The sequence below is a fragment of the Agrobacterium sp. 22-221-1 genome (genome assembly GCF_053522445.1).
In genome coordinates this window covers 83,947-99,371 of sequence record NZ_JBNWCL010000019.1, presented here as the reverse complement: position 1 = coordinate 99,371, position 15,425 = coordinate 83,947, and the positions used below count along the sequence as shown (strand labels likewise).

The following is a 15,425-nucleotide window of genomic DNA, read 5'->3' as shown; positions in this document are numbered from 1 at the left end:
CGGTCTCTAACGACCAGGATTCCGACGGCCTTCCGCCCGCACTCTACATAGCACAAATCCAATACACAGGATTCCGGCTCAAGCCCGGAATGACGGAAGTGAGGGCGCAGCGCACAAAAATCGCTGTGCCGTGTAGTTCGATTGAACGCGACAGGCTTAAAACTTCGGCGCGGTCAGACCCAGCGCGCGATGGGCGGCGATGACGGTGTTGGCCATCAGCATGGCGATCGTCATCGGGCCGACACCGCCGGGAACCGGCGTGATGGCGGCGGCCACGGCGCTCGCCTCGTCATAGGCGACATCGCCGACCAGCTTCGACTTGCCTTCACCTTTTTCCGGCGCGGGGATGCGGTTGATGCCGACATCGATGACGGTCGCGCCGGGTTTTACCCAATCGCCCTTCACCATCGCCGCGCGACCGACCGCCGCAACGAGAATATCCGCCGTCTTGCAGATGCCAGCCAGATCCTTGGTGCGGGAATGCGCCATGGTCACCGTGGCATTGGCATTCAGCAGAAGTTGGCCCATCGGCTTGCCGAACAGGTTTGAGCGGCCGATGACCACGGCGTTGAGGCCGGAAAGGTCTTCGCCATGAATGCCGCGTACCAGAAGCATGGCGCCGGCGGGCGTGCAGGAAATGAGACCGGTGGCGAGATCGCCGGTCGCGAGCTTGCCGGCATTGAGTACGCTCAAGCCATCCACATCCTTTTCGGGCAGGATCGACTGGATGATCTCATCGGAATTGAAGTGCTTCGGAAGCGGCAGCTGCACGAGAATGCCGTGAATGGAAGCGTCGGCGTTCAGTTCGCCGACCAGCTTGAGGAGTGCGGCCTGCGTGGTTTCCTCCGGCAGCGTGTGCTGGATGGAGTTGAAACCGCATTGCTTGGCCATCTTGCTCTTGGAGTTCACGTAAGCATGGCTGGCCGGATCGTTTCCGACGATGACAACCGCGAGACCGGGCTTTACGCCCTTTTCCTCCTCAAGCGCTTCTGCCGATTTGCGGACCGCCTCCGTTACCGAAGCCGCCTTCGCCTTCCCGTCAATCACAACTGCCATGCGTCCTGCTCCTGCTGGGTTACGTAGGCTCCGTATGGTGCCCCCTTCGCAGGAATGCAAGCGAAAATGCGGCGTTTTCAGGCTGTTTTGCGGTAGTCTTCGCGGCGATCGGTGTAATCGGCAAGACGCTCTCTCAGGAACGCCAGTTCGCGTCGCAATTCCATCAGTTCTTCGGCTTCGGCCTGGGCATGGTCGAAGTCCCCGGCCAAGGCTTCGGCCAGAAGCGGTGGAAGTCCGGAAGAGGCCGGATCAGCACTCCTGACCGTGCGGTTGCCCATCAGGACCTGCCGCACGCGCTCGTCCAGCGGCATGTCGTCGTCGTCATTGACGGCCTCGCCGTAATAATCAGCAAAGCCGTCTTCCTCCGGCTCAATCTTGTCCTCTGCGGCAAGGTCCGGCAGATCGTCGAACACCGCCGGCTCGATCGGTTCGAACTCGGAAATCTGCAGAGACTCGACCGGCGACTCGACGGAGGATGGAAGTTGCGCGCCCTCTTCGATAAACAATGCGCCCTCCTCTTCCTCGTCATGGCGACGGTAGCTCAGGAGATAAAGACTACCCAGCAGTCCAATCAAGGCGCCGCCGCCCGCCAGCATGGCGGCCTGCGTCAGATCGCGGGTCAACTCGCCGGGTGCGGCCTTCTTGGTCAAACGGGTTTCGACCGCGGGCGTGGCGGATGCGGAGAGGTCGCGGCGTTCGCTTGCCTCAAGATAGACATTTCGCGCCGTTTCCAGTTCGCCCTGCAACCTGGAGAACTCGCCGGGGGCGACACCGAGTTCGTTCAGGCGGTCGAGATATTTCTTATGCTCGCCATTGGCAGTCGCGATCTCCTGAGAGATGCGCTTTTCATCCGCCCGCAGGCCTTCCAGCAATTGCCGCAATGCGGGGGCGGCAAGCGCCTGTGCGGCATCCACCGCGTTCTGCGCGGCGATACGACGGGGGTGTTTCGGGCCGTAATCGACCGAAACCGCAGCAAGCGCCATGCTGGCGGTCGAATGCTTCTGCCTGATATCCTCAAGCGCCGAAAAACCCACGCCGGCCGGCAGAGGCTTCGCAAAGGCATCATTCGGCTTCAGCGCCGAAGCCGCCGTCAGATCGGCCTGAATGGACAATTGCTGCCGGGTGGTTCGCGCCAGATTGTCGTTTACGTCGCGCAACTGCTGTTCGAGTTGCTGCGCCTCGGCCATCACGGTGTCACCGTGACGCATCTGGAAACCGTTCAGCGCCGCTTCCGCCTCATCGAGCCTTGTCCGCGCCCTCTCCGTCTCACGCATGGCGGGCGTCATGGTGCCGGCCTTGCCATCCGCGATCACGCGCATCGAAAGATAATCGGTAAGCCGCATGGCGGTTTCCGGCGTTGCGGCCTTGCCGGTCACGATCAGCGTATTTTCATCCGGGGTCAGTTCCAGCCGGATCGCTTCGCCCACCGCACCGTTCAGCGCCTCCCGCTCGGATAGCGGACGCGCATCCGCGCCGGTCAGAAGGTCGAAAAGCAGGCCAAGCTCGCCCTGATTGCGAACGCCGACCACATCGGCGGACTTCAGCTTGAGATCGGCGGTTATACGGTCGAGCCCGGAGGGTGAAAGCAGGGTACGACGCGCCATCGCGAGAAAACGGGCGGCGTCGGGGGCATCGTAAGCGGTCTGGGAGACCTCGATCCGGGCCTGCGAAACATAACCGCGAAAGCCCGAATCGACGAGCAGAAGCGGAAGGGCAGCCCCGGCAACGGTGGCGGCGGCGATGCATCCGGACGTCAGGAGACGCCGACAATGTCTGCGCCATTGCGATACGGGCGCAGCGACATTATCCTCGTCAGGGCGGATCGCCATCATGTCCGGATTGTCATCAACCATCTGAAGCCGTCTGCCGCCCTCGGTGCCGCCCGCAACGGGCGACTGTCAAAACCTTACGAGAGGTTAAAGGATCGTGGCAAACAAATGGTTAACGCAAGGCCTGCGAGAACGGCCTCAGCTCTTGCCGAGCGCGATGTGCCAGGGTTCGGCGCAAAGGCTGTAGAGCCAGCTCATGTGAAGCTTGCGGAAAATTTCCGGCATGCCGGCCACTTCCGAAGACAGGACCTTGAACAGCGGGCCAACCGCAATGGTGACCCGCGCATTCTCGCGGCTGACGGTGCGGTGCAGCCATGTCTCCTGGTTTTCCTTCAACATTCCCGCCAGCAGAACATCCACCTTAACGCCCGATGCATCGCGGTTCAGCATGACGAAATCGTGCCAGGGCGCGTGCGCCCGCAACCTGGCGAGAACCTCGCCGATCTGCGCGGCATCATCTCCCGCCACACCGATACGCTTCGGCACGGCCATATAGGTCAGAAGCGCCATCACAAAGGCGACGCCGTCGATGGGCGCAGGCAAAGGCTCACCATTCTCGTTGCGTGCGGCGGTCCTCATTGCCTTGCCCTGCGGCAGAAGCAGGCAGCTTTCCAGAATCTGCCGGTAGGCGTTGTCCTTGAGCGAAAGCTTCGCCTTCTCGATGGTGAGAAAGGACAGCATCGTGTGCCCTTCACAGGCAGACGCCCTGCCGCTGACCAATTCCAGCGCCCCATTCCAGTCGAGATCACAGACGCGCAGTCCGTGGATATTCCGTTGCGATTCCGGCCGCGCAAAACCTGACGCGAAACTCATTGCCAACCCCCAAATGCCAAACCCATCGCCACCGATCCGACACATGGTCTGCGGAATGGTGGTTCATGGGTTTGTTATACAGGTGCAGGTTGAATTTAGCTTGAAAGCAATCTCTAGAATGCCTGGGGATACGGCAAGAGACAATTAACCAGAAGGATGCTCCGCAATCCGCTATCCCGCCGACACCCCTCGCCTGCTGGTCGTCAGTGGCTTGGCGCCGCTTCTTTGCCGGCTTCGGCCTTCTCGCCCTCGACGAGCTTGACCGAACGGGGCGTGCCATTGCCGTTCTGCTCGCGGATGTCGGCTTTCGACAGGTAATCGAGCTGTTCGATCAGCACATCCTCGACCACCTCGTCATCGAGCCTCTTGTTCAGCCCCTCGCGGATGCGCTGCTTGAAGGCTTCGGGATCGAAGGTGGAAATATTGGATATATTGACCATGGAAGAACCCGCAAGCAGCGTGAACAGTTCGTCGGTCATCAGCTGCGTTGCCGGCAGCTCGATCTTCGCCATCTTGGTCTTGTCGACGCGCAGCGAAATACGGCTGAGGAAATAGCCGTTCACCCCGCCATCATTGATGACCGGGATCGTGATGCTTTCGCCCTTGACCAGTTGCAGATTGGCCTTTTTTGCCCCCGCCTCATCCGGCGCGGGCGCCGTCGCCAACTGGACGGAGAAATACACCGCGCCGAGCGTGACGGCGCAAACCCAGACGCCAGTGAGAAGAAGCTTCAACATCAGGAGGCTGCGCCGTACATGAACTGTTCCTGCGAATAGGTGCCGTCCGTATCGGCTTCCTGGATCGCGTTCTTCAAGAGGTCCGCGACCGCGCGAACCGCATTCAGATGCGCCTCGACGCGGCTGGCATTGGTGGCGAGCTTGGACTTGATGCCCTTGACCTGCTCCATGTAACCGGCGGCGATTTCCTCACGCGGCGTATCGCGGAACAGCATCGTCAGCTCATAGAGGCAACGGCTCTTGTGGGCGTTGGAGACCTTGAAGTCGAACTGGGGGTCCTTACCGATATTGTCGTTCTCGTTGTCGATGATCATCTCAAGGCGGCCGAGAACGGATTGGATACGGTGGTCGTTCGACATAAGGTCCATGCTTGTCTCCTCGTTAAGGTTTTTCATTCTCAAGCCTCGTCCGTTTTCTCATTGGAAACGCCGAGGACCTGCCGCTCGAACTCCGCCACCATCCGAATTGCAGCATTATTGTCTTTTTCATTCATCGATACGTCGGTAATGCCTTTGCTTTCAGCCTTCCGAAGCGCATCCTTGTAAGCCTGTTCCGCGATGCCGACGCCGCCATTTCTGGAAATCGTGTCGGCAAACTGTTCGGCCATCATGCTCTTCCAGATCTCGCCGGCATTGCCCTTACCGTAAACTTCCTCGCTGTCTTTCGGCAGCATGTTGGCCACGAAGGTCTGGAGAACCGAGGCTTCATATTTGCGGTATGTTTCCGGGATTTCGGTGCGGGCCGCGCGAATATTGGTGTCGCTGAGACCAGCCTTCGAGGAGGCGCCATCCAGCATCTCGACCGCGGCGCCAAAACCCTTGCCGGCATCGGCAAGGCTGGTTGCGGCAAAAGCCGCCTTGTTCGCCTTGAGTTTTTCCTGGGCGACCTGAACTTCCTGGGGGTCCGCAGCGCGAACCACATCCATCACCAGATCACTTATCACCGATATCGCCACGTCCAGATCTCCCGAGCTGACGAATGGGCGGCACAGAAAGCCGGCGCATTCGCTCAATCAAGAAACATCGCCGGAGACGCCCTCAAAAACGCCCGCGATGCAACAATGGGACAGACTATGGATCGCCAACCTTGCTGGAGGCTGGTGTGTGGGAAACATTCGTAATTTCTAACAAATCATAGATCGCATTATCGTCGGCCTCGCGGTCCTCAAGATCGCGCGCAAGGTGCATCCTGTCCTCCAGCCGGTCAGCCTTGGTCTTTTCCTTCAGCACCTTGTTTTCCTGAAATTGCTGAACGCCTTCAAGCTGGCGGTCCTGGACGACGAGACGGCCGTAGCGGTCCGAATAGTGCCGGGAAAATGTCTGATGCACCGGTTCCATGGAACTCATGGCCTCCAGCACGTTCTCCATGGATTGCGCAACTTCCGCCCGTGTGCGGGTGGTATCGGCCAGTTCCACCTCGGCCATTTTTTCCATGTGCCGCTGGACGGTTACCAGACGCTTGAGTTTGGCAGAGCGCTTGTCCGAAGCCATCGCATTTCCCCCGATCAAAAGCCGATGAAGACCGGGCCGAAACCATCCACGAATTGGCGGATGAGGGCCGCGACCGACAGGTAAAGCATGAAAAGACCACCCGCGAGAACGAAGGGAGTCGAGATAAAGAAGACCGGAATCTGCGGCGCGAGCTTGTTGATGAGGCCGACCGCGACGTTGAACATCAGGCCGTAAATCACGAAGGGGCTGGCAAGCCGTAGCATGATCGAAAAGGAGGCCCTGAGCGTGTCGGTCAGCGTAATCAGCATCTTCTGGCCGCTGATCAGCGCGCCGACCGGCGTGGCGGTGTAGGAATCCACCAGCGCCTTGAGGACGATGTGGTGGAAATCGAATATGAACAGAACCAGCAGACCGCCGAAGGTGATGAAGTTGGATATCTGGTTTTCCTGCACGTCTTCGATGACATCTGCACCGCCCGGCGCACTGAGACCGATGGAAGCCCCGATGAGCGCACCGGTGAACTGGAAACCGAGCGTGTAGAACCGCGCGATCAGGCCATACATCGAACCGATGACGACCTCGGTGAAAATGAGGCCGACGACCGTGCCCTGGCTTGCGCCGGAAACTTTCGGATAAATCGTGTCCCACAGCACGGGCAGAAGCGCCATGGACACCGCGACGCACAGAAGCATGCGAATCTGCGGCGAAATGCGCGAGCTTGAAAAGCCCGGCATGGTCATGAAGCATGCGCCGATACGGCAAATGGCAAGGAACAATGCAATGATTGTCCCCTGCGGGTCGGTTATCATGAAATGGCGCCCAGAATCTTGATCTCGAGACCCTTGGCCAGTTCCACATGCGAAAGAACCGGCAGGGTCGCAAAGAGTCGCTCGATAATCATGCGCACATAGGACCGCGTTTCCGGCGAGGTTACAAGGACAAAGGGCAGGCCGCGATCCATGAATTCACGGATAACTTTGGATGCCTGCTCGGAAAACTCCTCGAGATGGCGGGGATCGATGTCGAATTCGACGATTTCGCCCTTCTGGTCGCGCTTCAGCGCCTGATGGAAGACCATATCCCACTTGTTGCCGAGGCGCAGGACGCGCAACACACCATTGTCGGCCAGATCGCCGCAGAGTTGCTGCGACATGCGCACCCGCACATGTTCGACAATCTGTTCCGTCTTGCGCACATGCGGCGCAAGTTCGGCGACCGCTTCGAGAATGAGATGCAGGTTGCGGATCGATACGCGCTCGGCGAGCAGCAGTTTCAGCACCGCCTGCAGGCCGGAATAGGACATGTGCGACGAGCAAATCTCGTCGGCCAGCTTCTTGTATTCCGGATCGAGCCTGTCGATGAGGATTTTCACATCCTTGTAGGACAGGAGCTGCGGCAGGTTGTTGCGGATAACTTCGCTCAGATGCGTCAGCACCACGGAGACGTTGTCGATCGGATGGAAGCCTTCGCGCTTCAGATCCTCGGTGAAGGTTTCGAGAATCGAGACGGCGGGCATGCCGAAAGCGGGTTCGCGGATTTCGTCGCCGGGAATGCTCGGCTTGCGCCCTGCCCCGGTCACGACAAGAACGTCGCCGACGCGCAGGTTGCTGGATGCGATGGTCGTGCCGTGAACGCGGATCTGATAGGCTTTTTCCGGGATCATGATGTCGTCGGAAACCTTGATCTCGGGTACGACGAAACCGTATTGGGTCGCGAATTTCTTGCGCATCTTGCCGACACGGAAGGCCAGTTCCTGATGCGCCCCGAGAAGGCGGGTGGACACCTGCTTGCCGAGCGCCAGTTCGATCTCGGCCGTCTTCAGCACCTGCTTGACCGAATCCTTTTCTGCCTCGGTGGTCTGGAGAACCTTGTTCTCCTCTTCCTGACGCCGCAGCGCGCTTTCGGCCTCCGCCTGGCGCGGAATATACCAGCTGCCGAAGGCCATGATGCCGCCGAGGAAGATGAAGGGCAGGAAAGGAAGGCCCGGAATGATCGCGAGCAGTCCCATCAGCATGGCCGAAACCATCAGCGCGCGCGGATAACCGCTGAGCTGGTTGACGACCGCCTGGTCCGTCGATCCGGCGGTGCCGCCGCGCGAGACCAGAAGGCCGGCGGCCAGCGATACGATCAGGGCCGGGATCTGCGAGACGATACCGTCACCGACCGAAAGCTTGACGAAAACGTCGGCCGCTTCGCCGATGGGCATGCCGTGGCGGAAATAACCGATGATAATGCCGCCGAAAATATTGATCGCTGTAATGATGAGGCCGGCAATGGCGTCGCCGCGCACGAATTTCGAGGCGCCGTCCATCGAGCCGAAGAAGGAGCTTTCCTCTTCCAGCTCGCGGCGGCGGCGCTGCGCTTCCTTTTCGTCGATGATGCCGGCGGACAAATCCGCATCGATCGACATCTGCTTGCCGGGAATGGCGTCCAGCGTGAAACGCGCGCCGACTTCGGCGATACGCGTCGCACCCTTGGTGATGACGATGAAGTTGACGGTGATCAGGATCAGGAAGACGATCAGACCGATCACGAAATCGCCGGACATGACGAGGCTGGAGAAGCCCGCAATCACGCCGCCCGCCGCCGTCGGCCCTTCATTGCCGTGGGAAAGGATAACGCGCGTCGTCGCGATGTTCAGCGACAGGCGGATCATCGTCGCGATCAGCAGCACGGTCGGGAAGGACGAGAAATCCAGCGGCCGCTGAATCCAGAGCGCCACCATGAGAATGAGGACTGAAAGCGCAATCGAAAAGGCCAGACCGATATCCACCAGCATGACCGGAATGGGCAGGAAGAGAACGCAGAGGATCGCCACAATGCCCAGTGCGAAACCGATGTCACGCGTGCTCGGACTGACCTTGGGCAAGGAGATGACTGGTGGTTGCGCCATAAATTCGTCCTGTCTCTTCATGAGAAGGGCGACGGAAAAGCCGTCGCACGGTTCCGTAACAACGGTTTTCGAAAAGCGCACGCAATTCGGCCCGATGCTTTCCGCCTATCCCTAGCGGCTGAAGCTTGCGCGAAGGTGGCATCCGCAGCGGACGGCGTCAGAAGCCGGACTGGATGCGGGAGAAGACGAGATTGGAAAAGAGCGATATCTGCGCGCCCACGAAGGGGGCGGCAACGCCGAGCACGAGCATGATCGTAACGATCTTGGGAACGAAGGTCAGCGTCATTTCCTGAACCTGGGTCAGGGCCTGAATGAAGGCGATGACGACACCGACGATCATGGCGGCGAGAACCGCGGGACCGGCCGCGACGAGAACCGTCCAGACAGCCGCCTGCATGATGTCAAGCGCATCGGCCTCGTTCATCGTCGCATCCTCAATCCGGAAAGGCGGCGTCATGCCGCCTCTTCAATGTCAGGAACCGGTCGCGCTATCCGAATCGGTTCCGCTATCAGATGTACTCGTAATCGGGCCGTTGGAGAAGGTCACGCCGGCCTGCAGCAGCACCTTGTCACCAGCTTCGGTGATGGCGACAACGCCGTCCGAATAGACCTCGACTTCCTTCACCACGCCGGTGACGGTATCGTCTGCGCTCTTGACCGTCTTGCCGACCAGATCGGAGGCGCGCGTCAGGGCTTCCGCCTGCAGCATGCTCTTCAGATGGGTGTTGGTCTTGATGGTCTGCTCGACCTGCGAGAAGCTTGCGAGCTGCGACATCTGCTCGCCGGCATCCATCGGGCTGGTCGGATCCTGGTTCTTCATCTGGGCGATGAGGAGCTTCAGGAAGCTGTCGTAGTTCAGCGACGCCGCGCTGCTGTCGGAGCTGCTCGCCCCGGCATTGGCCCAGGGATTTGACGCTGCCGAAGTGACTGCATCTACCGCCATGGTGCGATCTCCTTGCGAATCTGTTCGATCGTTGCGGGGGTCATTTCCTGATTGTTGAGGATTTTCTCCTCGATCGGATAGAGACCGCGAATGGCCTTCAGCGCTTCGAAAGCCTTGCCCGAGGCAACCAGCCCGTCGATCCGCTTGAGTTCCGCCAGAACCTCGTCATGCTGGAAGCAGTTCAGCAGCATGCTGACCGACTTGCGGAACATGTTGGTGGACTGTTCGCGCCCTTCCGGGTTGATGAGGATCATCTGCGCGATGAAATAAAGCTGTCTGAGCGGCGTCGTCGCCTGATCGGGCTGCAGAACGTGGTTTTCAAGCAGGAATGTGACATCGTTCAGGAATTCGAGCGCCACCTTGCGATCCACACGCAGAACCGCGCCGTTGATAAAAATCTTTTCGCCCGATTTCAGCGAAATCCGAAGTGTACTTTTCATTTCAGTCCATCCCTGATGATGGTTGTCACGTCAATTATGCCCTGGAAATTCGTCGACTGACGTTTCCGGATCAGTTCGCACTCTTTCAATATCCAGATCGCGATGGAAATCAGATTGGCCCTGAGCTCCATGGCAAGCTGGTTGTCGGGTTGCTTGAGATCTTCAATGAAGCGGATCCAGACCCGTCGAGTGTAAAAAAGCGCTTCGATCGTGTGGCGCTGCGAAGAGGAATCCCTTGCCTCCACCAGAAGGTCGATCGATTTTGTCAACGCCTGCCGCTCGCGATCCTTCGCGTTGGCGACACCATCCTCCATGATTTCGGCGTAGGAAAACTGGTACATTCATGTATCCTTTATCTGCCGCCACCCCTGTTCATCAGAGGTAGTTCACCAGACTCATTTTTTGCAGACGCGACGTGAGGCTGTATGCGATTTCAATCTGCTGCTGCAGCAGATCGAGGCGGGTCTTCGCCTCGTAGGTATCGATCCCCTCAATATCCAACAGATGCGTTTCGATGATCTTCTTCTGGGCCGCCAGCGAATCATTGGCCTTCGAAACGCGGCTTTCGGAAAGGCCGAGCTGGCTTTGCTGCTGGTTCAAGCCACTGATGGCGGTGCCGATATTGGTCACCGACTTGGTTGCCACCATTTCGCGAACGCCGCTATCCACCTTTTCGTCGAGGAAGGTCATCGCCGTCATCGCCGTCAGTGCAAAATAACGCATGCCCTGCGAATTGCTGTTGCTGGAGGTTTCCACGACCTCGTTCTGGCTGATGCGGCTCGTCATGTTGGTGTCGCTCGCCTTGGAGCCGAAGGTCGTCCAGAAATCGTAGTTCTGGCCGGCCGTCAGGCTGCTGTGGGGCGGGTTCGTTACCGTCGTGGTGCCGTTGAACACACCTTCAATATGGGTCATGAAGGCTTCGGCCTGGGTCTTGGACAGGCCGGTGATGTCGCCAACCGCCGGCGTCTGCGCCGCCATGAATGCGTTCAGCTCGGTCTCATAGGCTTCCTTCAGGGTAGACCCTTCAGCGAAATAGTCATCGACGGGCTTCACATCCGTATTGATGCCGGAGAACAGAAATTCGCCATTGACCGCCGTATTGGCGAAGCTGGTGAAATTGTTGAAGGCATTCGAAATGGTTTTGGCAACTGTCGTCAGCGTCGGCGCTTCGCTGCTGGTATTGGGCACAAGAACCTTCTGAATTTCCTGTGCGGCCTGCGCCATGCCGTCCAGCGCCGTCTGCGAGGATTTGAGGCGTTGCGTTGCAATCGAATTGACGCTGACCAGCGAGGTAATGCGGTCGATATCGCGATTGAGATCGAGGCTGCGGGCGGTGTTGGCGCCCAGCGTCACGCCGAGATCGGCATGCTTGCCCGTCGTCAGCTCGGTATTGAGATTGGTCATCTCGAGCTGAGCCTTGAGGATGGTGCTGCGCATGCTGTTCTGCATCGCCAGCGATGAAATGAATGACGTTTTCATCGTTTACCTCACCATGTCCATCAGGGACTTGAGCATTTCGTCAACGGTCGTCACCAGTTTGGTCGCGGCCTTGTAGGATTGCTCGATATCCATGAGCAGCGACAGTTCCTCGTCCAGGCTGACCGCCGTATTGTTCGAATAGGACGTGGCGGAGCGCTCATAAAGCGCGCTTTTCGCTTCGTTCGCAGAAGTCGCGCCGGAACGTTCCTGTTCGAGCCACCCCATCGAGTTGGTGCCGTATTTCAGGATGCTGGTATTCGTATCGATACGTGTCGACGCGGCAAAATTCATGGGCGCGTCAAAAGCAGTAACATAGCTGCGGATCAGCTCGGAGAAACCGGTTCCCCCCGACGCTGCGGTATTGATCACGTAATCGGTACCGTTGATACCGCCGTCACGCAACAATTCCGGATTGCCACCTTTGGAAATAATTAACGCCGGGTTGACGGTAATGCTGGCTGCGAGCCCGGGAGAGACAATCCCGTCTGCCGGAATGGTCGTCGCCGCCGGCGAGCCATAGGTGAAGAGACCCGGCATATCCGGCAGGCCGCTGGTCGCGTCGGCCGGCTTTTCCGCAAACATGGTGATGAGGCCGCGGGCGATTTCGTCGAGCTGGCTCTGCATCGTCGGCGCCAGATCGTCACGAACCTGCATCAGGCCCTGAAGCGACCCCTCAGACGTCGTGTTGCTGCCGCTTCCTGCCTTCAGCGCTACGCCATCGACATAGATTGCGTTGCCCGTGGTCGTCGCATCAAAGCCCGGCTGCGTCTTGAAGGTGACGCTGCGCGGCACGATTTCGAACAGCGTCGCGCCATCCGTCGTATAAAGCGCCACATCGTTGTTGGGACGATTGACGACATTGATGCCGATGATGGAGGAAATATCCTTCAGAAGCGTCTCGCGCTGATCGAGAGCATCGCTTGGATCGCCGCCGATCGCCGTCTGCGCCTTGACCTCGTTATTGGCTTCCTCGAACTTCGCAAGCAGCCCGTTCAGCTTGTCGACCTGAAGGGCGATTTCCTTGTCGGCGCGCAGACGCATCGCCTGCAATTCGCTCGAGGCCTTGTTCAGGGAACTGGCGACATCGGTAGCCGAGGTGACGGCCGTTGCGGCCAGAGCGGCATCGCTCGGCTTGGCGGCGTAAGCGTCCAGGCTCTTCAGCAGTTCCTTCATATAGGTGGCCGGCGAACTCTCATAATCGTTGCCGCCGAAAATGCTCTTCATTTCCTCAAGGCCGGTCAGAACCGTGCTCTGGCCGGAAGCGAGAGAAGAGCTGGAAATCGTCTGCCTGAGAAGACTTTCATTCTGGGCACGGCCGTTGGAGACGATACTCGCTCCAGCCATGGTCGTGCCGAGAATGGCGGTTCGCTTGACGTAGTTAGCATTGCCGACATTGGCAATGTTCTTGGAGGTAACGTCCGTCTGCTTACCTGTATTATTGAAAATCGACTGCGCAGTATTCATTGCTGACGTGAGCGACATTCATCTGTCCTCGTGAGAAGTATTATCTCTTCAGATTGATCAGGACGTCCATCAAATCCGATCCAGTCTGGAAGACTTTCGAATTCGCTGTGTAGATACGCTGGGATTCAATCATGTCGGTGAGTTCGCTGGCGATATCGACGTTCGAGCCTTCCAGCGCACCCTTCTGGATGTAACCGAAGCTGCCCGACTGCGGGAAGCCGATGGTGACGACACCCGACTCGTTGCTCGGCAGATAGACGTTACCGTTCTGCGGGCTGAGATTGTCGACGCTCGGCACCGTGGCCAACGCCAGCTGGTAAATGTTACGGCGACCGCCATCCTGATAGACCGCCGTTACCACGCCATCCTTGCCGATTTCCACATCCTTGATCTGGCTCGGGCCATTGCCGTCCAGAACTGCAGTGCCAGGCGTGAACTTGGTCGAGAACTGCGTCATTTCAGACAGGTCGATGTTGATCGCCTGCGCCACGCCGCTGACCTGATCGTTGATCGTAATCGAATTATCCGAAGTGGTGGTGAGCTTGTTGGTCGCAGGATCGAATGTCAGAGTGACACTTTCCTGAACAAGGTCCGATGCTGGCGTAGCCGTATAGGGGAAACCGCCATTCGTCGACTGATCCTGACGATAAACCGCTACTTCCCAGGTATTGTCGCCGGTCTTGGTATAGTAGAAATCGTAAAGCACCTTAGCGCCACCGCTATCGAATGCCGTAAGCGAGGTCTTGTTACCGAACGTCGCAGTTGCGGAGTTGGTGCTTGGAAGCGATGCCGCCGCCACAGCCGTATCGTCACGGTTAAGATTGGCCGGGAAGCTGCCCTGCGTGGAGGGCGATGCCGTCAGGCCGAAATTATTGACGTTGATGGCTTCAAGACCCGTGAAGCCGTTGACGACAGCCGCCGGCGGGTTGGAACCGTAGGGATAACCCATCAGCTGGAAGCCAGCCGCGTTTTCCAGATACCCTTCCGAGTTCTTCACGAAAGAGCCGGCGCGGGTGAGGTAGGGCGTGCCTGCACCGTCCTGAACCACGAAGAAGCCGTTGCCCTGAATGGCGAGGTCGGTGCTGGAGGTGGTGTAGGAGAGGTTGCCCTGCTCCGAAATGCTGTAGCGAACGTTGGACTGTACGCCGCCGGACGCGTAGCTGCCCGAAGAGGAGGGCAGAACGAGCGAGGAGAACGACGTCGATGCGCGCTTGTAGCCGGTGGTGCTTGCGTTGGCGATGTTGTCGCCCACGGTCCCCAGCTTGTTCGCCTGTGCATTCATGCCGGACACACCGGTTCGCATAGTGCCGAAAATACTCATTCAAAAACCCTCGTGGTCATCTTTCAGGGAGAAGGTAAAGCGTTTGGCTTGCGTGAAGCTGTCGGAAATACCGCGTTTGAAAAAGACCACGCGGGTCAATGAAAATCATTGCCAATCAATGCTGTAGCCGAGGAAACGTTTGGAATCGACCGGATCGTAGCCAAGCTTCTTGCGCAGCTTCTTGCGCAGCTTGCTGATGTGGCTTTCGACGACGTTTTCTTCGACGTCGTCATCGAAGATGCCGTAGATGGCATTGAAAATCTGCGCCTTGGAAACGCGGCGTCCGCGATTGGCGATCAAATATTCGAGGATGCGGCGCTCACGGCGCGGCAGGGGGAACACTTCACCACCCACTTCCGGGTCGCGGCCATCGGAGAAAACCCGGATCGGTCCAGCATCGGTGAAGTTCGAGATAACCTGCAATCGGCGACGGATCGCCGCCGCACGTGCAAGGATTTCACGGGGGTGTACCGGCTTGCGCACGACGTCGTCGACGCCGCTGTCGAAAAGCGCCAGCGTCGATTCCAGCGAGGGCTGGTCGCTGACCGCGATCACCGGGGCCGTCGTGCGATCCCTGATCGCCTTCGGCAAAGAAAAGCTCCGGTCGCCCTGGCCGATCAGGAAGGCTTCCACAGCCGCAAGATCGCTTTCCGCCGCCGTCGAGACCCACTCCCCGAATTCGACCGGATCGAACCCGGTCGAGGGAATGCCCTCACGCCCAAATAGAGATGTATAGCCGTCTTTAACGAGCTCGCGCTCATCAACCACTACGATCATTCGTCCGCCTCCGAATCAGTGTGGTGTTTTCCAATGTGGCATTGGTACGAATCGGGCGATTCAGGGACAACTGTAGGAAATCATCGATAGATATTAATAATTGATTAACCATTTTGTGCCGATTTGATCTATATATAGTGGGTATTAACCATATATGGCACAAAATTTTTGTGTAGAAATTTCAAAATTCCGAAAAAACCGCTTGAAATGCCTTTTTTCGAT

General features: G+C 58.4%; 17 protein-coding genes. All 17 read right to left on the bottom strand.

The genetic code is table 11. From position 1 onward, the window contains the following. Positions 1–156: 156 nt before the first annotated feature. Complete coding sequence (folD, locus tag ACQZ5N_RS22330; protein ID WP_448734134.1) at positions 157–1,056, bottom strand: bifunctional methylenetetrahydrofolate dehydrogenase/methenyltetrahydrofolate cyclohydrolase FolD; 900 nt, start codon at positions 1,054–1,056, stop codon at positions 157–159. A gap of 77 nt (positions 1,057–1,133) precedes the next feature. Further along, positions 1,134–2,909 (bottom strand): hypothetical protein, encoded by a 1,776-nt coding sequence (locus ACQZ5N_RS22325; protein WP_448734133.1) that lies wholly within the window; start codon positions 2,907–2,909, stop codon positions 1,134–1,136. Between the two features lie 114 nt (positions 2,910–3,023). Beyond that, a complete protein-coding gene (locus ACQZ5N_RS22320) occupies positions 3,024–3,698 on the bottom strand; it encodes a WecB/TagA/CpsF family glycosyltransferase (RefSeq protein ID WP_269830465.1) in 675 nt (224 codons plus the stop codon). Between the two features lie 203 nt (positions 3,699–3,901). Then, positions 3,902–4,435, bottom strand: a complete 534-nt coding sequence (locus ACQZ5N_RS22315) for a flagellar basal body-associated FliL family protein (protein ID WP_080852680.1) — start codon at positions 4,433–4,435, stop codon at positions 3,902–3,904. Beyond that, positions 4,435–4,803, bottom strand: a complete 369-nt coding sequence (locus ACQZ5N_RS22310) for a hypothetical protein (RefSeq protein ID WP_026363659.1) — start codon at positions 4,801–4,803, stop codon at positions 4,435–4,437. The genes ACQZ5N_RS22315 and ACQZ5N_RS22310 overlap by 1 nt, the downstream gene beginning before the upstream one ends. A gap of 29 nt (positions 4,804–4,832) precedes the next feature. Continuing rightward, the gene (locus tag ACQZ5N_RS22305; RefSeq protein ID WP_448734132.1) at positions 4,833–5,390 is read right to left on the bottom strand and encodes a rod-binding protein; all 558 of its coding nucleotides are present in this window, start codon (positions 5,388–5,390) and stop codon (positions 4,833–4,835) included. A gap of 115 nt (positions 5,391–5,505) precedes the next feature. Further along, positions 5,506–5,925, bottom strand: coding sequence for a hypothetical protein (locus tag ACQZ5N_RS22300; protein WP_004432556.1), 420 nt, complete (start codon positions 5,923–5,925; stop codon positions 5,506–5,508). Positions 5,926–5,939: 14 nt separating this feature from the next. After that, the gene (gene fliR, locus ACQZ5N_RS22295) at positions 5,940–6,695 is read right to left on the bottom strand and encodes a flagellar biosynthetic protein FliR (protein ID WP_020812910.1); all 756 of its coding nucleotides are present in this window, start codon (positions 6,693–6,695) and stop codon (positions 5,940–5,942) included. Continuing rightward, a complete protein-coding gene (flhA, locus tag ACQZ5N_RS22290; protein ID WP_004432552.1) occupies positions 6,692–8,779 on the bottom strand; it encodes a flagellar biosynthesis protein FlhA in 2,088 nt (695 codons plus the stop codon). The genes fliR and flhA overlap by 4 nt, the downstream gene beginning before the upstream one ends. Positions 8,780–8,936: 157 nt before the next feature. Continuing rightward, positions 8,937–9,203: a flagellar biosynthesis protein FliQ gene (gene fliQ / locus ACQZ5N_RS22285; RefSeq protein ID WP_003503352.1), complete on the bottom strand. Its 267-nt coding sequence runs from the start codon at positions 9,201–9,203 to the stop codon at positions 8,937–8,939. A gap of 48 nt (positions 9,204–9,251) precedes the next feature. After that, positions 9,252–9,722 (bottom strand): flagellar hook assembly protein FlgD, encoded by a 471-nt coding sequence (gene flgD / locus ACQZ5N_RS22280; RefSeq protein ID WP_020812913.1) that lies wholly within the window; start codon positions 9,720–9,722, stop codon positions 9,252–9,254. Continuing rightward, complete coding sequence (flbT, locus tag ACQZ5N_RS22275; RefSeq protein WP_004432543.1) at positions 9,713–10,162, bottom strand: flagellar biosynthesis repressor FlbT; 450 nt, start codon at positions 10,160–10,162, stop codon at positions 9,713–9,715. The genes flgD and flbT overlap by 10 nt, the downstream gene beginning before the upstream one ends. Next, a complete protein-coding gene (gene flaF, locus ACQZ5N_RS22270) occupies positions 10,159–10,503 on the bottom strand; it encodes a flagellar biosynthesis regulator FlaF (RefSeq protein ID WP_004432537.1) in 345 nt (114 codons plus the stop codon). Before flaF ends, flbT begins: the two co-directional genes overlap by 4 nt. A gap of 34 nt (positions 10,504–10,537) precedes the next feature. Further along, positions 10,538–11,641, bottom strand: a complete 1,104-nt coding sequence (locus ACQZ5N_RS22265; RefSeq protein ID WP_004432535.1) for a flagellar hook-associated family protein — start codon at positions 11,639–11,641, stop codon at positions 10,538–10,540. Positions 11,642–11,644: 3 nt separating this feature from the next. Next, positions 11,645–13,123, bottom strand: a complete 1,479-nt coding sequence (flgK, locus tag ACQZ5N_RS22260) for a flagellar hook-associated protein FlgK (RefSeq protein WP_004432533.1) — start codon at positions 13,121–13,123, stop codon at positions 11,645–11,647. A gap of 22 nt (positions 13,124–13,145) precedes the next feature. Then, positions 13,146–14,426, bottom strand: a complete 1,281-nt coding sequence (locus tag ACQZ5N_RS22255; protein WP_080852683.1) for a flagellar hook protein FlgE — start codon at positions 14,424–14,426, stop codon at positions 13,146–13,148. A gap of 105 nt (positions 14,427–14,531) precedes the next feature. Further along, positions 14,532–15,203 (bottom strand): response regulator transcription factor, encoded by a 672-nt coding sequence (locus ACQZ5N_RS22250; protein WP_004432529.1) that lies wholly within the window; start codon positions 15,201–15,203, stop codon positions 14,532–14,534. Between the last annotated feature and the right edge of the window lie 222 nt (positions 15,204–15,425).